Origin of the sequence: Streptomyces rimosus (assembly GCF_008704655.1) — a bacterium.
In the GTDB taxonomy this organism is placed as follows: Bacteria; Actinomycetota; Actinomycetes; order Streptomycetales; family Streptomycetaceae; genus Streptomyces; species Streptomyces rimosus.
The window spans coordinates 8,736,490-8,755,013 of the sequence record NZ_CP023688.1; the positions used below are offsets into that span (position 1 = coordinate 8,736,490).

Annotated in this window: 18 protein-coding genes; 8 read left to right on the plus strand and 10 right to left on the minus strand. The window is 72.9% G+C overall.

Features of this window, described 5'->3' with window-relative positions; all coding sequences use genetic code 11:
* The first annotated feature begins 27 nt into the window (after positions 1-27).
* The 3 genes from CP984_RS38205 to CP984_RS38215 all read left to right on the plus strand — a co-directional run bounded on the left by CP984_RS38205 (position 28) and on the right by CP984_RS38215 (position 3,129).
* Entirely contained in the window at positions 28-1,077 is a 1,050-nt protein-coding gene (locus CP984_RS38205) for an aspartate-semialdehyde dehydrogenase (protein ID WP_003981424.1), read from the plus strand.
* The gene (locus CP984_RS38210) at positions 1,074-2,261 is read left to right on the plus strand and encodes an amino acid kinase family protein (RefSeq protein ID WP_003981423.1); all 1,188 of its coding nucleotides are present in this window, start codon (positions 1,074-1,076) and stop codon (positions 2,259-2,261) included. The genes CP984_RS38205 and CP984_RS38210 overlap by 4 nt, the downstream gene beginning before the upstream one ends.
* 193 nt (positions 2,262-2,454) lie before the next feature.
* Positions 2,455-3,129, plus strand: coding sequence for a hypothetical protein (locus CP984_RS38215; protein WP_003981422.1), 675 nt, complete (start codon positions 2,455-2,457; stop codon positions 3,127-3,129).
* A 155-nt stretch (positions 3,130-3,284) separates the two neighbouring features.
* Here CP984_RS38215 and CP984_RS38220 read toward each other — a convergent pair whose 3' ends face one another.
* Entirely contained in the window at positions 3,285-3,701 is a 417-nt protein-coding gene (locus CP984_RS38220) for an SRPBCC family protein (protein ID WP_003981421.1), read from the minus strand.
* A 247-nt stretch (positions 3,702-3,948) separates the two neighbouring features.
* Here CP984_RS38220 and CP984_RS38225 point away from each other — a divergent pair, with 247 nt between their 5' ends.
* Genes CP984_RS38225 through CP984_RS38235 form a run of 3 tightly spaced genes read left to right on the plus strand, consistent with a single transcriptional unit; the run spans position 3,949 to position 6,680 of the window.
* Complete coding sequence (locus tag CP984_RS38225) at positions 3,949-4,482, plus strand: 2,4'-dihydroxyacetophenone dioxygenase family protein (RefSeq protein ID WP_003981420.1); 534 nt, start codon at positions 3,949-3,951, stop codon at positions 4,480-4,482.
* 28 nt (positions 4,483-4,510) lie between these two features.
* Complete coding sequence (locus tag CP984_RS38230) at positions 4,511-5,626, plus strand: 2,3-butanediol dehydrogenase (RefSeq protein ID WP_030179289.1); 1,116 nt, start codon at positions 4,511-4,513, stop codon at positions 5,624-5,626.
* Between the two features lie 37 nt (positions 5,627-5,663).
* On the plus strand, positions 5,664-6,680 hold the full coding sequence (locus CP984_RS38235) for a helix-turn-helix domain-containing protein (protein WP_003987350.1): 1,017 nt from the start codon (positions 5,664-5,666) through the stop codon (positions 6,678-6,680).
* Here CP984_RS38235 and CP984_RS38240 read toward each other — a convergent pair.
* The 3 genes from CP984_RS38240 to CP984_RS38250 all read right to left on the minus strand — a co-directional run bounded on the left by CP984_RS38240 (position 6,656) and on the right by CP984_RS38250 (position 10,264).
* Positions 6,656-8,008 carry a hypothetical protein gene (locus tag CP984_RS38240; protein ID WP_033030142.1) on the minus strand — a complete coding sequence of 451 codons (1,353 nt, stop codon included), beginning with the start codon at positions 8,006-8,008 and terminating at the stop codon, positions 6,656-6,658. The two genes, CP984_RS38235 and CP984_RS38240, sit on opposite strands and share 25 nt — an antisense overlap.
* A 463-nt stretch (positions 8,009-8,471) precedes the next feature.
* A complete protein-coding gene (locus CP984_RS38245; RefSeq protein WP_030179291.1) occupies positions 8,472-9,185 on the minus strand; it encodes a ribonuclease H family protein in 714 nt (237 codons plus the stop codon).
* Positions 9,186-9,265: 80 nt separating this feature from the next.
* Positions 9,266-10,264, minus strand: a complete 999-nt coding sequence (locus tag CP984_RS38250) for an esterase/lipase family protein (protein WP_003979558.1) — start codon at positions 10,262-10,264, stop codon at positions 9,266-9,268.
* Positions 10,265-10,631: 367 nt separating this feature from the next.
* Here CP984_RS38250 and CP984_RS38255 point away from each other — a divergent pair, with 367 nt between their 5' ends.
* Positions 10,632-11,843, plus strand: coding sequence for a helix-turn-helix domain-containing protein (locus CP984_RS38255; RefSeq protein ID WP_003979557.1), 1,212 nt, complete (start codon positions 10,632-10,634; stop codon positions 11,841-11,843).
* A gap of 16 nt (positions 11,844-11,859) precedes the next feature.
* Here the strand turns inward: CP984_RS38255 and CP984_RS38260 are convergent, their stop codons facing one another.
* The 5 genes from CP984_RS38260 to CP984_RS38280 form a co-directional block, all read right to left on the minus strand.
* On the minus strand, positions 11,860-12,192 hold the full coding sequence (locus tag CP984_RS38260; protein WP_030179294.1) for a DUF3140 domain-containing protein: 333 nt from the start codon (positions 12,190-12,192) through the stop codon (positions 11,860-11,862).
* Positions 12,193-12,314: 122 nt separating this feature from the next.
* Entirely contained in the window at positions 12,315-13,286 is a 972-nt protein-coding gene (locus tag CP984_RS38265; RefSeq protein WP_157849534.1) for an endonuclease/exonuclease/phosphatase family protein, read from the minus strand.
* A complete protein-coding gene (locus CP984_RS38270) occupies positions 13,283-13,576 on the minus strand; it encodes a hypothetical protein (protein WP_003979554.1) in 294 nt (97 codons plus the stop codon). The genes CP984_RS38265 and CP984_RS38270 overlap by 4 nt, the downstream gene beginning before the upstream one ends.
* Positions 13,577-13,637: 61 nt before the next feature.
* Positions 13,638-14,957: an ABC transporter ATP-binding protein gene (locus CP984_RS38275; protein ID WP_003979553.1), complete on the minus strand. Its 1,320-nt coding sequence runs from the start codon at positions 14,955-14,957 to the stop codon at positions 13,638-13,640.
* A gap of 81 nt (positions 14,958-15,038) precedes the next feature.
* The gene (locus CP984_RS38280) at positions 15,039-16,775 is read right to left on the minus strand and encodes an ABC transporter permease (protein ID WP_003979552.1); all 1,737 of its coding nucleotides are present in this window, start codon (positions 16,773-16,775) and stop codon (positions 15,039-15,041) included.
* A gap of 363 nt (positions 16,776-17,138) precedes the next feature.
* On the opposite strand from CP984_RS38280, the gene CP984_RS38285 reads away from it, so the two are divergent.
* On the plus strand, positions 17,139-17,321 hold the full coding sequence (locus CP984_RS38285) for a hypothetical protein (protein ID WP_129820881.1): 183 nt from the start codon (positions 17,139-17,141) through the stop codon (positions 17,319-17,321).
* Positions 17,322-17,417: 96 nt separating this feature from the next.
* On the opposite strand, the gene CP984_RS38290 is transcribed toward CP984_RS38285, so the two are convergent.
* On the minus strand, positions 17,418-18,473 hold the full coding sequence (locus CP984_RS38290) for a chitinase (protein WP_003979550.1): 1,056 nt from the start codon (positions 18,471-18,473) through the stop codon (positions 17,418-17,420).
* Positions 18,474-18,524 lie beyond the last annotated feature (51 nt).

The following is an 18,524-nucleotide window of genomic DNA, read 5'->3' on the forward strand; positions in this document are numbered from 1 at the left end:
CCGCGGGGGGCCGACAGGAGGACGTGCATGCTCCGCATCGCGGTAGTGGGGGCCACCGGAGCGGTGGGCCGGGAGTGCCTGGCCCTGCTCGACGGCGGGATCGTGCCGGTGGAACAGGTGGTGCCCGTCGGCTCGGCGCGCAGCCTCGGCCGGGACCTGGGCGGCGAACTGGGACTGTCGCTGCCCATGGCGGAACTGGTGACGCTCGACGGGCTGGACCCCCGGGGCCTGGACATCGCCGTCTTCTCCGCGGGGGCGGAGATCAGCGCCCGCGAGGCCGAGCGACTGGCCTCGGCCGGAGTGCTGGTCGTCGACAACAGCTCCGCCTTCCGGATGCGCGCCGACGTTCCCCTGGCCGTACCGCAGGTCAACCCCGGCGTGCTCGACGACCGGCCGGCATCGAACCTCGTGTCCAACCCCAACTGCTCGACCATTCAGCTGGTGCGCGCCCTGAAGCCGCTGCACGAACTGGCGGGTCTGGAAGACGTCGTGGTGGCCACCTACCAGGCGGCGTCCGGCGGCGGGGTGCGCGGCCTGCGGGAACTGGCCGAGGAGTCCAGGGCGATCCTGGACGATCCGCGCGCGGAAGGCGCCCCCGGCGGGCGCTTCGGACAGCCGCTGGCCTTCAACCTCGTCCCGGAGATAGGGTTGCCGGACGACACCGGGCTCACGCACGAGGAGCGCAAGCTCGTCCGCGAGCCGCGCAAGATCCTCGGCCTGCCGGACCTGCGGGTGAGCGCCACCGCGGTCCGGGTCCCGGTCTTCGACTGCCACTCCGAGGCCGTGCACGTCCGGCTGCGGGAGCCGGTCACGGCCGGGTCCGTCGGGGCCGCCCTGGCCGCGACCCCCGGGATACGGGCCTACGGCCGGTCGCAGAGCCCCGCGTACCCCATGCCCCGTACCGTCTTCGCGCGGCCGGAGGACCGTGCGCTGGTCCACGTCGGGCGGATACGCGTCGAGCCGGAGGACGACCGGGCGGTCGCGCTCTGGGTGGTCGCCGACAACCTGTGGGTGGGGGCGGCGCTCAATGCGCTGCAGATCGTCGAACTCGCCCTGAAGAACGGGTGGCTCGGATGACGGCCCGCCGTGTGCCCGACGGGCGGCCGCTGGTGCTGAAGTTCGGCGGCTCGGCCTTCGCCGACCTCGACGGCTACCACCGGGTGGCCCGGTACGCGGCGGGTCGCGTCGCCGAGGACCGGCGCCCGCTGGTCGTGGTGGCGAGCGCGATGTCCGGGACGACGGGCCGGCTCCAGCAGACCCTGGACCACCTGTCCGAAGACCCGCCGGCGGACGCCGCCGCCATGCTGCTGACCACCGGCGAGACGGTGAGTGTCGCCCTGCTGGCCGCCGCGCTCGACGCCGAGGGCGTGACGGCCCGCCCCCTCCAGGCGGCGGACACCGGGCTCCTCGCCGAGGGGCCGGGCGACCGGGCGAAACTCGTCTCGGCCGGGCCAGGGGCGCTGGCCGGGGCCCTGGCCGCCTGCCCGGTCGCGGTCGTCCCCGGGGGGCAGGCCGTCGACGCGGACGGACGGACCGTCATGCTGGGCCGTAACAGCTCGGACCTCTCGGCGGTGGCGACGGCTGCCGCACTGGGCGCCGACACCTGCGAACTCTTCTCCGACGTGCCCGGAGTGTGCACCGCCGACCCCTACCTGGTCCCGGAGGCCCGCACCCTCGCCCGTATCAGCTACGAAGGGGCGCGCCGGATGTCCCGGCACGGGGCCAAGGTCGTCCACGAGGGTGCCGTGGACTGGGCGGAGCGCGGGGGAGTGCGGCTGCTGTGCCGCCCCTTCCCGTGGTGCGAGGCCCCGGACGGCGGGACCGCCGTGGGTACGGGACCGGAGGCGGCCGCCGTCGTCGTACACCGCAACAGCGACGTTTGGTGCTTCGGGTCCGGGCGAGAGCGCCGGGCGGCGGGCAGGCGGCTGGGAGCCGAGGGCCTGGCCGTCGCGGAGTTCGACACCGCGGGCGGGGCGTGTCTGACGGTGCCGGCCGGCGCGCGGGGCGTGGCCCGGCACTTGCGGGACGCGCGCCGTCTCGACGACCTGTGCCTGGTCACCACGCTGTGGCCGGACGGCAGGGCGGAACACACGGCGGTGCCGCGCCCCGAGGCCGCGGCCGAAGCCCGCAGGCGCCACGCGCTGCTGTACCCGGATCCCGGGGACGCCACCGGACGGGCCGTCCGCCCGTCGGCCAAGGCCCGCTCCCCGCACAGCGACGTGCTGGTCGGCCTGGCCCGGCCGGACCGACGTCCGTCGTGAAGGCCGCCGACGGGCCGCAGGCCGGACGACGGTAGGGATGCCTGTAACGAACATCTACAACTTGACCAGATCTTGGTGTAATTGGATCACCTTTTGCATCAGCCTCTCACGCAACAGGCGGTTACCACAGGTCGGTTGAGAATTCAACGGCCTGGCCGCATCCACGAGGCAAGGCGAGAGGCAGGAACGGAACATGACGAAGAACCGCACCGTGCGGTACGCAGGACGCGCGCTGGTGCTCGCGGCGACGGCCGCGGGCCTGGCCGCGGCGATGACCGTGCCCGCAGCGGCGGCCGACGGCCCGGACCGCAAGCAGCTGATAGCCGACTGCGCGTCCGGCGAGGGCAAGTGCAGCTTCAACGAGCCGGTGCTCGGGAAGGCGTACCTGGGCGACTTCCGGCAGGTGTCCAACTCGCTGTACAACTGCACCACGTCACCCGCCACCCAGTCGATGGGCTGGTCGGACACGGTGGGGTCCACCGACACGGCGGGCGTCTCCGTCACCGCCGGCGGCAAGCTCGCGGGCATCATCGACCTGAGCGTCACGGCGCAGTACAGCCACACCTGGTCCAGTTCGCACACCGAGAACAGCTCGCTGGACATGACCGTGCGGCCCGGCGAGGTGGGCTGGATCTCCCGCGCCCAGGTGATGCAGGCCGTCTCGGGCACCTGGCAGACGCACTACGACAGCCCCAAGTGGGGGCACTACTACTGGTTCGTGCCGGACACCGTCACCGGCCCGGCCCCCAACGGTACGGACGGCGTCAGCAACGCGGTGGTCGTCAAGACGCGCAAGATGACGGCGGCCGAGAAGGCGTCGTGCTCGGCCGGCGCGCACCAGGGCAAGACCTTCCAGCGCAAGCGCTGACCCCCCGCCGGAAGGGGCTGCCTTCCGGATCCTTGAGCGCTGTCTCTCCGTCCCGGGCGTGACCTGCCGACGCACGGGCCGAGCAGCGCGAGGGCTGCTCGCGGCACCGCGCCACGGCCGGGCGCGGTGCCGTACGCGTGCCCCGGCCGGCCCGGTCAGCCGCTGCCCCCGTCGTCGACCCGCAGCCGTACCTGCTCCGCCAGACGCTCCAGGCTGCGGTCCAGCTCGGCGTTGACGGCCTTCTCGCCGGGGTCGTGCTGCTCCTCGAAGAAGGACAGGTGCACCGTCACCTCGCTGGCGCCGCTGCCGATGCCGGCCACCTGGAGCCAGCCAGCGTAGCCGCCGGTCTCCCGGGTGCCCCACTCCAGCCGCATCTGGTCGCGCTCGGCGCGGAACAGGGCGGGCGCGTCCTCGCCCGTACGGTCCTCGTGCACGGTCACCGCCGGCAGCTCCTCCGCGCGGACGTGCAGCTCCTGCGGCAGCCAGCTGTCGAGCTGCCCCACATTGCTCGCCTGGTCGAATACGTGCTCGGGCAGCGCGGGCATCGTTCGGGAACGCTCGTGTTCGCTCATGCCTGACCCATCCTCGTCATCAGCCGTACCGGTCCCCTCCGTGACCGTCTGCCCGCAGACGGCGCCGCGAGGCCCACAACCACCCGTTCGCTGTGACCGGGTCCGCCCTTCAGCCGCACCGTGCCCGGCGGGATGGCCGTTTCAGGCAACGGCGGGGTTCGTCCCGGGCAAGACGGGGCGGCCCGGTGCGCGGTTGACTTCCGGCCACCCATCCGACGGAACCGGACGAGCGCATACGGAGTACGCCATGCCCGAGCAGGCAGCCGACGAGTTCTGGAAGAACCTCAGGCCCATCGAGAACTCCTTCAAGCCCGACGCCCTGCCCGAGGTCCACATCCCGGGCGCGGCCACCGACGACGACCGCTACTACGCCCCGTTCACCGGGACCGTGGGCTCACGCCCGCTGTGGATCAACGTCAAGGACAACTCCTGGTCCGACATCCTGCGCGCCAAGGAAGCCGGGCTGGTCAACCGGCACTACCACCCGCACGAGGTGTTCGCGTACACCCTCTCCGGCAAGTGGGGCTACCTGGAACGGCCCTGGACGGCGCGCGCCGGGGACTTCGTTTACGAGGCGCCGGGGGAGGGCCACACCCTGGTCGCGTACGAGAGCGACGAGCCGATGAAGACCCTGTTCATCGTCAAGGGGCCGCTCATCTGGCTCGACGAGCACGGCGAGCCCACCGGCTACTTCGACGTGCACGACTACATCGCGATGTGCCGCGCCCACTACGAGCGGGTCGGCATCGGCGCCGACCACGTCGACGGGTTGTTCCGCTGAGCCCGCGCCCGGCCGACAGGAGCCCCGTATGAAAGCGGTGGTCTGGTACGGCCCACGGGATGTGCGCGTCACCGAGCGCGCCGTCCCCGTCCCCGGCCCGCACGAGGTGCTTCTCCAGGTCGCCTACTGCGGCATCTGCGGCAGCGACCTGCACGAGTACGCCGACGGGCCGCACGCCATCCCCACCCGCGCGTCCCACCCGGCCTCGGGCGCGCGGGCGCCGCTCGTCCTCGGGCACGAGTTCTGCGGGACGGTCGCGGCCGTGGGCGACGGGGTGGCCGCGGACAGCCCGGCGACTGGCGACCGGGTGGCCGTCGAACCGCACTACCGCTGCGGCACGTGCCCACGCTGCCGCGCCGGTGAGTACAACATCTGCCGGCACTTCGGCTTCGCCGGGCTGGTGGGCGACGGCGGGCCGGCCGAGTACGCCGTCGTCCAGTCGTACATGGCGCACCGGCTGCCGCCGGACGTGCCCCTCGAACAGGCCGCGCTCTTCGAACCGGCCTCGGTCGCCCTGCACGCGCTGCGGCGCGCCGGGGACGTGCGCAGCGTGGCCGTCGTCGGCCTGGAGCCGGTGGGGCTGCTGACCGTACTGCTCGCGGCGCGGCGCGGGATACGGCGGATCATCGCGGCCGACGTGCGGCCCGACCGGCTCGCGCTCGCCGGACGGCTGGGCGCGACCGACCTGGCCGACGCCCGCGACGCCGCCGACCCGCGCAGGCCGGATCCCCGCGCGGGCGAGCGCATCCGCCGCCTGGCCGGCGCCGAAGGCGTGGACGCCGCGTTCGAGGCCGTCGGCTCGCAGTCCGCGCTGGACGCCTGCCTCGCGGCCACCCGGCGCGGGGGCCGGACCGTCCTGATCGGTCTGGCCCCACGGCTCGCCTTCGACGCCCTCGCCCTGGTCAACAACGAACAGTCCATCGTGGCCGGCGTCGGCTACCGCGACACCTACCCCGAGCTGATCCGGCTGGTCCGCGAAGGCGGCCTCGACCTCACGCCCGTGGTCACCTCGGTCGTTCCGCTGGAGGCCGTCGTCGAGCGGGGTTTCGCGGCGCTGCTGGAGAGGGCGGGGACGGACATCAAGATCCTGGCGGCTCCGGGCCGTCCGCGCGGAGCCGTGTTCGGGCGCGGCGTCGCGGAGTAGGCTGCACCGGACCCACGCCCGAAGCAAGGAGGCGGAGGTGCCCGGACGTCCCGCCGCCTTCTCCCGGATCTCGACCCGGTCGGTCGCCCCCGCGGACCGCGTGGACCTGTGGGAGGACTACAACCGGCGGGCCCTGGTCGGCCTGACCTGCTCCCCGTACTCCGAGGACGGACTGCTGGCCACGCAGACCAACACCGGCCTCGGCAGCCTGCGGCTGGCCGACATCGCCGGCAACGAGCACGTCATCGAACGCAGCCCCCGCACCTGCCGCGCGGCCCCCAAGGACTCGGTCTTCGCCACCCTGCTGGTGTCCGGCCGGGCGGTGTTCTTCCACGGCGGCGGCTGCTTCACCCTCGGCGCCGGCGATCTGGTCCTGTACGACACCCGCCGCTCGTACCTGCTCGGGTTCCCCACCGCGATGCGCCAGCTGCTGGTGGACATGCCCCGCGAGGTGTTCGCCGAGCGGTGCCTGCCCGGCGGGGTGCCCGCGCCGCTGGTCTTCGGCCGCGGGGCGCCGGACGAGGCGCCGCTGCTGCGCTGCCTGGAGACCGTACTGGCCGACCGGTTCGGACGGCCGGGCACCGGTGACGCGGCGGCCGAGCGCACCGTACTGGAGCTTGTGCGCTCCCTGGCCGTACTCCGCGGCGACGGCGGCCGTGGCGGCGGGGAGCCGGGCACCCGGCTGCTGCTCGCCAAACAACACATCGACCGGCATCTGGCCGACCCCCGCCTGGGCCCCGAGCACGTCGCGAACGCGCTCGGCATCTCCACGCGCCAGCTCGGCCGCGACTTCCGGCGGGCCGGACCGAGCCCGTCCCGCTACATCCTGGAACGCCGCCTGGAGCGGGCCCGGCAGGACCTGGCCGACCCCGCGTCCGCCCGGCTGACCGTCGCGGACATCGCCCACCGCTGGGGCTTCGCCGGCCAGCTGCACTTCACCCGGGTCTTCCGGGACCGCTTCGGCCGCACACCGGGGGAGATCCGCCCGGCCGTCATGGGGCCCGGCCGGGCGGATCGCGCGGTCGTGCGTCAGTCCTCCAGGGACACGTTGTAGACGACGCGCCCGTTCAGCTCGGGGTGCGGGCGTACGTACTTGCGGTACGGGGACTCGTTGGAGACCCAGAGCCGCTCGGTGGCGGGCCAGTAGAAGAGGTTTTCGGCGGCTGCCGGAGTACGGCTCCACACGCGGACCGGGCCGTTGTTGCTGCCGCGGTAGAGGCAGTACGGCTCACCGAAGCGCCGGCGCGCGTCCGGGCACATGGCGCTGAAGTAGAACTGGTCCTCCAGCTGCACGACACCCTGCGGACCCGCCAGCGGCACACGGTACCCGGCAGTGGCCCGCACCAGGCCGCGGCTGTCGGAGCGCAGCAGGTGGCTGGTCGGGCTGAGCGGCCACCGCACCACCCGGGAGGTGGGCCTGCTGGTCTCGACGGTCACCAGCGACGGCGACAACGCCGAGCCGTGGTCGATGGAGGCGCCGCTGAAGCAGGGCGTCTCGCCCGAACCGCTGCCGCACCCGCGGCGGCCGATGAAGGAGTACTCGGCGACCTGCGGCAGCGCGGCCTGCTGCCAGCTGGCGCTCACCGCGCCGCGGTGCACGCCCACGCGCCCCGAGGACGCGGTGGTGGCCCACAGGTGGCGTACGTCGAAGACGCGCAGCCGCTCGTTGCTGTAGAGGAACAGGTGGGGGCCGTACCAGGAGAGGGTGTCGCCGTGTCCCTTCAGCGCGGCGAAGCCGTTGCGCTGCGGGGCGACGAGCAGGGCGCTGCGGTAGCGCGCCCGGCCCCGGTCGGTGACGTCCGTGAACGACACCTTCATGAAGTGGTCGACCTGCTTGGCGCCGCGCCAGGGGCGGTTGTTCGGGCTGCGCGGGGCGCTCGGGTGGCTGTAGCTGGACGCCCAGCTCGCGGCGACGATGCTGCGCCCCTGCCAGAGCCCGGAGCGCGGCTCGGCCTCACCCGAACCGGTCAGGCCCTGTGGAACGTACGCCCATCCCAGGTCGTCCGACGACCCGCGCTGCCAGCAGAAGCCGTCCGCGTCGGCCAGCGGCACCCTGGTGGGGCAGCGCGAAAGGTGGGGAGCCGAGTACGCGCGGGTGTTCAGCCAGGAGGTGAGGGACACCGGCCGCAGCGCGCGGTAGCGCCGTTCGAGGGCGTTGACGCGGCCGAGGGCGGAGCCGTCGTACCGGAGGCGGAAGCCCTGGTGGCCGATGGGGGTGATGACCCCTTTCGACCTGTCGCCGGGCATGGCGCTCTGGGGAAGCTGCTCGTCCCGGAAAGCCCGCTGCTCACCGTCGTGGGCATAGCGGGCGGAGTCCGCGGCGACCGACGGCGGTTCCTGTGACGTCGCCGCCGGGGCGCCGACCGTGAGAACGGCAGCCAAGGATCCCACCGCGGCCACAAGTGCCGTACACCGAGAAAACTTCAATTCTACCAGCCACTCTTTCCGCAATTCCGGCCTCCGGAATGCCGGCACCCCGCGGCGCGCCGGGGCGCGGCGGCGGTTCAAGTGCCGGGTGGGAGGCTGGAGTTGCAGAGTCGCGGGGCTCCCCGGATGGCAGCTCCCTGATCACAGGAAGAAAGGATTCCATCACCGGGCCGCCTTGGAGGAGTACGCCGGCGTCAACAGGCGGGTACTTCACTCGGACGAGTTATCCGCAGCGCAGTCGACGCCGGTGCTGATAGTTTTTCGTACGACAAGTAGGACAAGCATTTCATGTGATGGTGCGACCGTGAAATGCGACGGATATTCATCTTCCGCAGCCTCTTGTGAAAAGAATCCGGCAGAAAACGCCGACGGCGGCGCCCCGCGGAAGACTCCCACGGGCGCGCCGCCGTCCGTATCGCTATCCGGCCGCCCCGGCACCCGCCGCGCACGCCGGGTGGCCCCAGCCGTCGGAGTTCTTCGAGATCGGTTCGCCCTTGCCGTACGCCTGCCCGCAGCGGCACTGCCCCGGGAAGCGCGCCTTGATGGTCGCCCGCGACGCCGGCCGGCCCTTGCCCTGGCGCGCCGCGGGGACCCGTCCGGCGCGCGACGGCCGCGCCGCCCCGCCGGAGGAGGCGGCGGGCGGCTCCGGCTCCGGCAGCGCGGAGCCCAGGGCGCTGCCGATGGCCTGCTGGGTACGGGCGGTCTCGCTGGCCGCCCCGTCCGCCGCCGCGTTCAGCGGGTCACCGTCGACCTGGTGCGCCGGTACGTACACGAAGTCCACCGACCGCCCGGCGAGCAGCCCGTCGATCGCGACGATCAGATCCCGGTTGGCCACCGGCTTGCCCGCCGCGGTCTTCCACCCCTTCTTGCGCCACCCCGGCAGCCAGGTGGTGACCGCCTTCATCGCGTACTGCGAGTCCATCCGCACCTGGAGCGGCACGGCGGGGTCGGTGGCCGCCAACAGTTCCCGCAGCGCGGTCAGTTCCGCCACGTTGTTGGTCGCGGTGCCCAGCGGCCCGGCCTCCCAGCGCTCCACGGCGCCCGTGGCTCCCGCGATGACCCATGCCCAGGCCGCGGGCCCGGGGTTTCCTTTCGACGCCCCGTCGCAGGCGGCGGTGATCAGTTCTGCCATCCCTCGATACTGCCAGTTCTGCGGACCTTCCCCGACCAGGGCCCCGGCGGTCGCACGCGGCCCGCCGGGGCCCTGCCGCGTCAGCAGGTGGGGCGCTGGGCGTGGGCCGGGTCGAGCGCGTTCAGGGCGAGGCGGGTCGCCGTCCGGTCGTAGGTGATGTTGAGGTGGGTGATGGGGTCGATCAGGCAGTGGCTCTGGACCGTCTCGTTGGTGACGTTGCGGGCCGGGGCCAGGAACGCCGAGGAGTAGGGGGTCACGACCTCGTCGTACCAGGTGGTGATGACGGTGTAGTCGACGGCCGGGTCGGTCTCGCCGCCGGCGTTCAGCTCTTTGATGAAGCGCGAGCCGACGACCTGCTGCTCGCAGGCGGGGCAGACCGCGCCGGCCACGACATCGGCGCCGGGGATCAGCCGGGCCAGCAGGCCGAAGCCGAGGAGCGACGTGCCGTGGTTGGTCGGTACGAAGGCGACGAGCTTGTCGATCTTCGCGGCCCCGCCCAGGTTCTTGATGTAGTACCGCGGCATCATGCCGCCCTGCGAGTACCCGACGAGGTCGACCTTGTCCGCGCCGGTCGCCGCCCGCACCCGGTCGACGAACGTATCGAGCTGTCCGGCCGACTTCGCGATGTCGCCGGTGGCGAGAATGGGGCCCCGGGTACCTCCGTAGTTGAGGGCGAAGACGCAGTAGCCGGCGTCCTTGAGCGTGGGGGAGAGGGCGGCCCAGTTGGCGTACCGGTTCTCGAACGTGCCGTGCACGAGGACGACCGGACGGGGATGGGTCCGGCCCGGCTTGCACGACCAGTCGTTCGCGCCGATGGGCAGGGCGGTCGGTTTGGCGACCGAGTAGAGGAAGGCGGACAGGAAGTCGCCCTGCCGCGGCCCGACGGGGTCGGCGGCGGTGGGGGAGGCGGTCGCGTGCGGTGCGGAGGCCGCCGGTGCGGCGGTGGTCCGAGCGGGCGCGGTCTGGGCGCTCGCGGCCGTGGTCGTGCCGGCCAGCGCCAGACCGGCCGTCACCAGCAGGCCGGTCAGTGCGGCCAGTGGCCGGCGGCGTCTCGTGCGCGTGGTCCCGTTGCTGCGCATCACGTGTACTCCTCTTGCCGTGGTTCGGTACGGACACAAGAAGGGCGGACGCGGCACGCCGGACCGGCACCCCTGAGTACCGGGGCCAAGAAGCTACCGGCGCGTAACGTCGGGACCACGCTCGCGCCGCAAGGGCCGTTACGCCAGGGAAAAGGGCCCGATGGCGAGAAATATGTCACGTGGATGACATCTTCGGGGACTGCCGGGTCAGGCGCCGGAGCTCCCGGCGGGGCCGCGGGCAGCGGCGGGCGGCGGGCCGTCGCGGCACCGGGCGCGTACGGGGCTGGACCGCCGGGGCCGGAACGGGGCACGATCCCGGCCCGGGGACTCGAACGCCCCGTTGTCCACGGCCCGGAGGAGGCCCGCGATGCAGAACCCGTCTGGCGAGACGTTCGCGCGCGGCCCCTGGCACGAACTCCCGACGTCCTTCGGCTCGTTGCTGCGCCCCCGGATCGACGCCATCGCCTCCGACATGGTCGAGGCCATCCGCGACGAGGTGCCCGCCTACCGGCGCCCGCTCGACTCCTCCATGGGGCGCGACCTGGTCGACTCGGTGTGCCGCGCGATGCGCCAGTTCGCGGAGCTGACGGAGGCCCCGGAGAGCACCCAGGACCATCACGTCCGGCACTTCCGCCACCTGGGGCGCGTGGAATTCCTCAACGGGCGCACCACGGACGGCCTCCAGGCCGCCTTCCGCGTCGGCGCTCGGGTCGGCAGCCGCCGCTACGCGGAGATCGCCCGTACGGCTTCGCTGCCCACCGAGATCGTCCTGCCGCTGCACGAAGCGGTGCTGACCCACATCAACGCCCTGTCCAACGAGGCGGTCAGGGGGTTCGTCGCCGCCCAGGCCCGTGCGGAGGGCGAGGTGCAGCGCAGCCGGCGCGCCCTGGCGCAGGCGTTGCTGGAACAGCCGCGCGGCACGCCCCGCGAACCGCTCGAAGCGCTCGCCGCGCGGGCCCGCTGGCCGCTGCCCCGCAGGGTCGCCTGCCTCGTCGTACGGGACGCGGCGGGCAGCCGGTTCACCATGCCGGGGCTAGGCGGGGAGGTCCTGGCGCTGTCGCGCGGAGCGGACCTCGTGGTGGTCCTTCCGGAGCCGGGGGACGGCGGCCCGACCGGTGTCGAGGACGTACGGAGCGCGGTCCGCGGCCGCACCGCGGCACTCGGCCCGGCCGTCGCGCCACGCGACGCCTGGGTGTCGCTGGTGTGCGTGCGTCTGGCGCTGAACCACCACCGGGACACGGGAGCGCCGGACGGCGGCCTCCTGACCGTCGGTGACCGACTGGCCGAGGTGCACCTGCTGGGTGGCGCGCACATCGGGCGCCTGCTGGCGGACCGGGCGCTCGGCGCGCTCGACGGACTGCCCGCGGGCCGCGCGGCGCGGCTGGCGGAGACACTCGACGCCCTGCTCATGTCCTGGGGCCGCAGCGCCCCCGAGGTCGCGCAGGCCCTGGGCATCCATCCCCAGACGGCCCGCAAACGCCTGCGCCAATTGGACGCCCTCTTCGACGGCCGCCTCGCCGATCCGGACTTCCGCTTCGCGGCGCTGCTGGCGTTACGGACGCGGGCGCTGGGGAGGTGAGCGAGCGGTCAGGCGCTCACTCCGGCTTCAGCGGGTCGTGGCCGATGTCCATCAGACCGTGGCGCCAGTCCGCGCCACCGGCCGTGACGTCCGTACCGGCCGGGCGCTGGGTACGGATGATCTCGACGACACGGCGCATGGCCGCCGCGTCGGCGTCGGTGAGGTCGGTACGGCGCTTGCCGAGAATCTCCAGGACCTGCCGCCCGAGGGGCCGCCCGGCCCGGTCGGGAACCTCCTCGCTGTTCTCGCCCGCGGCCTCGACGCTCAGCCACTCCTGCAGCTCGCGTGAGGTCATGTTGACGGCCCGGTGGAACTCGTCCCACAGTTCGTCGCCGACCTGCGCTGTCATGGACGCCTCCTGGAATTCGTTCTGAAGGGAGATCGTTTCGAACGTACGCAGACTGGGTGTCCAGCGGCCCGCCCGGACAAACCCGGCGATCGGCCGTTCCGGTACGTCGGCGACCGGCGGCCTCACGTACCGTCCGCTCCGCGCAGCCCGGTCAGCACCGGCCGGTGATCGCTGCCGAGGTGGTCCGCCAGGACGGTGGACCCGGTGGCCGTCAGACCGCGCAGCAGGACGTGGTCGATGCGTACGAGCGGGAACGCCGCGGGCCAGGTGAAGCCGGGGCCGCGCCCGGCCTCCCGCTGGGCGGCGGCCAGCTGCCGGGCCAGCGGTGCCAGCCCTCGGTCGCGCAGGCTGCCGTTGAGATCGCCGAGCACCACCACACGGGCCGCCCGGTCCTCGCGCACCCGGCCGGCCAGCTCGGCCGCGCTCCGGTCGCGCGCGTCCACGGTGAAGCCCGCGTCCGCCCGCACCCGTACGGACGGCAGGCGCACGGCGTATACGGCGGTGTCGCCGCCGGGGGTGGCGACGAGCGCCCGTACGGCGTGCGGCCAGGCGCCGCCCAGGTTCAGGTTCGCCGTCCCGCGCACCGGGTAACGGGACCACAGGCCGAGGGTGTTGGCCGTGACATGGTGCGGGTAGACCGCGCCCAGCGCCCGTTCGTACGCGGGCATGGCCGACGCGGGCACCTTCTCCAGCGCCACCACGTCGGCCCCCGTGCCGATCACCTGCCGGGCGACCTCGGCGGGCGCGGTGCGGTCGCCGCCGACGTTGAACGTCAGGACGTGGAAGTCGGCCCGCGCGCCGTCCCCGCCCGGGAGATAGCCGGGCAGGAACACACAGGCCCACACCACCCCCGGCACCAGCGCGGCGGCCACCCCCACCACGGAGCGGCGCATCGCCGCCCACCCCAGCAGGACCGGCACGAGCGCACCGAACCAGGGCAGCGCGGTCTCGGCCAGACTCCCGAGGTGCCCCGGACTGTTGGGCAGTACCCCGGGAAAGGCCAGCAGTCCGGCGAGGAGCAGGGCGGGGACGGCGATACGGAGGCCGGGGCGCCGCGCGCCACAGGCAGCGGCGCCACGGGTGGACGTTCTCACCGGGTCCGGCTCCTCGGCGTACGGCGGGACAGGCAGCGCCATCCCGCGACGGCGAAGACCACCGCCGTACAGCCCGCCCCGAGCAGCCCCGCGCAGATCAGCGGGGTGGCGGCCGGCGGGGACAGCGCGACGGCGGCGACCACCAGCGCCGGCAGCACGGCAACGGCGAGCAGGGCGCGGAGGGCCCCGGTGGTGCCCGCGACGGACTCCGGCGGGCTCGGGACGGCCGGACCCGGCGTGGTCCGGTGCGGCTTCACGGGTATCTGGTGCGGTATCTGGTGCGGCTTCACGGTGATCCTCCTCGGGAGTACCGGTGGGCGCGGTCGGGACCCGTGGCGCCGGGCCCCGCGCTCAGGCGGCGTGGCGGCGGTGCTCGGCGGGGAGCAGCAGCACACGGTCGTCGGCGTCGTACTCGTACAGCTCGGCGTAGCGGCCCCAGGTGACCGCGGTGGCCAGCTGCCGGTGCGCGGCGCGCTCGGAGGCGTTGCCGCACAGCCGCCCGATCAGGTACGGCTCGCGCAGCCGGCCGCTGTCGGAGGCCAGCAGGAGCGTGCGGATGGTGGCGATCAGCGGGACGTTGGCGAGCGCGGCGGCCGCGAACAGGTGCTTGCGCGGCAGGATGTCGGCACGGGCGAAGCCGCGGCCGGTGACCGTCAGGTACAGCCGGTTGTCCGCGACCCTGGCGTAGCCGAGCAGCTGCGCCGCCTCGACCACCGGCATTAGATCGTCCACCTCGTACGCCAGCGCGTCGGCCAGCGCCGCCAGCTCCACGGCCCCGCCCCGGGTGTCCAGGACCTCCAGCAGGCCGGTGAGCGCTTCCACGGTGGCGGTCGGCAGCGGCTCGGCGGCCCGCAGCGGGTCCTGACCGGGGCCGGCAGCAGGCGCGGTGCGCTGCCCGGTCAGTGCTTCGTACGCGTCCTCGACCAGCGCCTGGAAGCCGTCGTCGCGGCGGTCGCGGGGCTGCGGCAGGGCGACCCGCAGGTCGGCCTTGATCCGCCCGGGATGGGTGTCGAGCACCAGGATGCGGTCGGCGAGCTGGACCGCCTCCTCGATGGAGTGGGTGACCAGCAGGACGGTGCGGGTGGGGGAGTCGGGGTGGGCGAGCAGTTCCAGCAGCTCGTTGCGGAGGGTCTGCGCGGTCAGCACGTCCAGGGCGGAGAACGGCTCGTCCATCAGGAGCACGTCCGGCTCGACGACCAGGGCGCGGGCGAAGCCCACCCGCTGCCGCATACCGCCGGACAGCTCCTTGGGGTAGGCGTTCTCGAAGCCGTCCAGGCCGACCATGTCGATGGCGCGCAGCGCCCGGCCCCGCCGCTCGACGGCGTGCACGCCGCGGGCCTGGAGGCCGAGTTCGACGTTCTGCTGCACCGTCAGCCACGGCATCAGGGCGAAGGACTGGAAGAGCATCGCGGTGCCGCGGTTGGGGCCGGTGACCGGCTCGCCCCGGTAGTGCACGGTGCCGCCGGAGGGCGCCAGCAGCCCGGCGACGTGGCGCAGCAGCGTCGACTTGCCCGACCCGGACTTGCCGAGCAGCGCCACGACCTGGCCCTCGTACAGGTCGAAGGTCACGTCGTCGAGGACCGTCAGGACGCCGCCGGAGGGCCCGGGGAAGTCCTTGCGGAGGCCGCGGACGCTGATGACGGGGGTGGTGTTCACAGGAGTGGTGTTCATGGGATGACTCCGAGAGGTACGGCGGTCCGGGCGCGCGGCGGTCCGACGGCCTGGGCCGGGGGAGTGAAGGGGGAGGGGCCGTTACAGGGCGCAGCGCTTGATCGCGAAGCGGTACAGCCGCCGCCAGAACAGCCGGTTGATGACGACGACGTAGACGCTCATCAGGACGGCCCCGAGGAAGTTGCGGGCGAAGTCGCCGTCGGCGGTGGCCTGCTGGATGTACGCGCCGATGCCGACCGCGGTCAGCGTGGTGCTGCCGTAGGTGACGATCTCGGCCTGGATCGAGGCGTTCCAGGCGCCGCCCGAGGCGGTCAGCGCGCCGGTGACGTACGAGGGGAAGACCGCCGGCAGGATCAGCTTCGTCCAGCGCAGCCGGCCGCGCAGCCCCAGGTCGGCGGCGGCCTCGCGCAGGTCGCCGGGGATGGCGCTGGCCCCCGCGATGACGTTGAACAGCACGTACCACTGGGCGCCGAGCGCCATCAGCACGACGCAGCCCCAGTTCAGCGAGATGCCGGAGGCGCCCAGCACGATGACGACGAGCGGGAAGACGAAGTTCGACGGGAAGGACGCCAGCACCTGCACGACCGGCTGGGCGATCCGGTTGACCCTGGGGTGCATCCCGATCCACACGCCGACGGGCACCCACACCACGGTGGAGAAGGCGACCAGCAGCAGCACCCGGCCGTAGGTGATCAGCGCGAGCAGCGCGTCGTGGCCGATCTCGGGAAGCGGCACGCGGGCCAGGACGTAGGAGACCGCCTGCCAGCCGATCGCCGCGACGGCCAGCGCGTACAGCACGGAGAAGACCAGGTCGCCCCGCTTGCGCCGGGCCTCGTCGCCGGCCGCCCCGAGCCGCCCGCCGCCGGTGCCCAGCACCCGCATCGCGCGGTCGAGCCGTTCACCGGCCGGGCGCAGGGCGCGCCCCAGGCGGCCGGGCAGCGTGGAGCGGCGCAGCAGCTCCAGGACCCGGCTGCGCGGCTGCTCGGCGATCTCGCAGTCCTCGGTACGGAACCGCTCGGCCCACGCCGTCACCGGCCGCCAGAACAGGAAGTTGACCGACACCACCATCGCGACCATGACGGCGATGGCCAGGACGACCCGGGCGCCCTCCCCGTCGGCCAGCGCCTGGGCCACGTACGAGCCCATGCCCGGCAGGGCGTTGTCCCGGTTGTTGACGGTGATCGTCTCGGAGGCGCTGAGCGCGAACCAGGCGGCACCGAAGCTGATCATGCCGTTCCAGACCTGGGCGATCATGCCGCTGGGCACGTCCAGCTTCCAGAACCGCTGCCAGCGGGTCAGCCCCATCAGCCGGGCCGCCTCGTCCAGCTCCCTGGGCTGGGTGGTCAGCGACTGGTAGAAGGCCAGCGCCATGTTCCACACCAGCGCGGTGAAGACGGCGAAGACCGACGCGCATTCCAGGCCCAGCGTGGAGTGCGGGAACAGCGCGACGAATCCGGTGACGGTGATACTCAGAAAAGTCAGCACCGGTACGGACTGCAGGATGTCGACCGCCGGGACGATCACCTTGGCCGCCCGCCGGGACCGGGCCGCCCAGGTCCCGAACACGAACGTGAAGAGCACCGCGGGCACCAGCCCCGCGAACATCCGCAGCACGGAACGCGCCGCATAGTACGGCAGATGCCGCGGATCGGTGGAGACGGCCGGCGGATTTCCGGGGTCGAAAGGACGGTCGGCGGTGGCACCGACCCGTACGATGAGAAACAGAAGGGCGAGAACGCCGCAGAGGACCAGGAGGTCCACGGGGCGCAGGCGGGCAGCGCGCAGCGCGCCGCCGGCCGGAAACCGGAGGAAATTCATGGCAGTACCCGTAAGAATTCATGCGGGCCATGCGGCCCGGTCAGCTGGGGCGGCGTGGGCAACTGGGAGGTTCGCCGTAGAGCACAACGACCACCTCCTCGAATTCTTCGGCACGGCGGCGCGGCGGCCTCCCGGGGCCGGCGCCGAAAAGAATGATGGCACGCAATGCGTGGGATGGTCAAAAGGTCTCGGTAATTCCGGAGAACCTGAAAGCGCCTTCAGAATTACCCGGATCGACCGGTCTGCGGGAGCGGAATTCGCATTTTCTGAAGGCGGCTTCAGAAATCGGTAGCGCGGACTCCGCTCCGGCCGGCCGGGCCCCGGGGTGTCCGCGCCTTCCGGGGGGATGGGACAATGGCGGTGATGATTAAGGAAGACCACCGCAGCGAGAACCCGACTGACCCGGCCGAGCCCGAGCACGACGAGGCCGGCGCCGTGCGGCAGCAGGCCCGGCTGACCCTGGCCGGCCAGGCGCGCGACGCCGAAGAGCTGAAGATGCTCCTGGAGATGCTGGGCCTGCACCCCTCCCAGGAGGGCGAGAGCTGAGCCCCTGCGCGGGCGGGCCCGGACGTAGGCCCGGGCCCGCCCGCGTACGGGTTCACCTGCGTACCGCGTCGGAGGCGTACCGCTGCGGCGCGCGGATCAGCGCCCCTGGAGCGCCTTGACGTTGTTGCCGAACGACCACGCCTTCGAGCCGTCCCAGTTGACCGACCACGTCATCAGGCCCTTCAGCCCGCCACGGTAGGTGTTCCACGCCTGGCCGACCAGGCCCGGTGACATATAGCCGCCGCCCGCGCCCGGCTGCGCCGGCAGGCCCGGGACCTGCTTGTCGTAGGGGACCTTGATGGTCGTGCCCTGGATCACCAGGCCCTTGTTCAGGCAGTCCGTCTGCGCGGTGAAGCCCTGGACGGTACCGGCGGAGTACGCGTCGCCGGAGCAGCCGTACATGCTCCCGTTGTAGTACTGCATGTTGAGCCACCACAGGCGCCCGTTGTCCGCGTACTTCTTCACGATCGGCAGGTAGGCGCCCCAGATCGAGCCGTAGGTGACGCTGCCGCCGGTGACGTACGCCGTCTCCGGCGCCATGGTCAGGCCGAAGTTCGACGGCATCCGGGCGAGCACGCCGTCGATGATGCGGATCAGGTTGGCCTGCGAGGCGGACAGGGTGTTGATGTTGCCGCTGCCGGTGAGCCCGGTCTCGATGTCGATGTCGATGCCGTCGAAGTTGTACTGCTTCAGGATCGGCACCACCGTCTCCACGAACCGGTCGGCGACCTTGCTGGAGCTGAGGTCGATGCCCGCGGCGGCGCCGCCGATGGACATCAGGATCGTCTGCCCCGCGGCCTTGGCCTCGCACATCTCGGCCGGCGTCGCGACCTTCACGGTCGCGTCCATGCCGTCCTCCCACAGGACCGTGCCGTCGGAGCGGATCACGGGGAAGGCGGCGTTGAGGACGTTGTAGCCGTGCTGGGCGATCCGGGGATCAGTGATCTTGGTCCAGCCGAACGGCGGGTGGACGCCGTTGGCGGCGCCGTCCCAGTTCTCCCAGTACCCCTGGAGCACCTTGCCCGCGGGTCTGGACTTGACCGGACAGGTGGTGTCCCGGGGTGCGGCGTGCGGGGCCGCGGCGGCCGGCAACTGGGCGGCGCAGACCATCGCCAGGCCGATTCCGAGCAGGCGAAGCGCCCGACCGAACATGATGTGCTCCTTTCCGGCCGTGGCCGGCGGTGACTGAGGAGGGGGAACCGG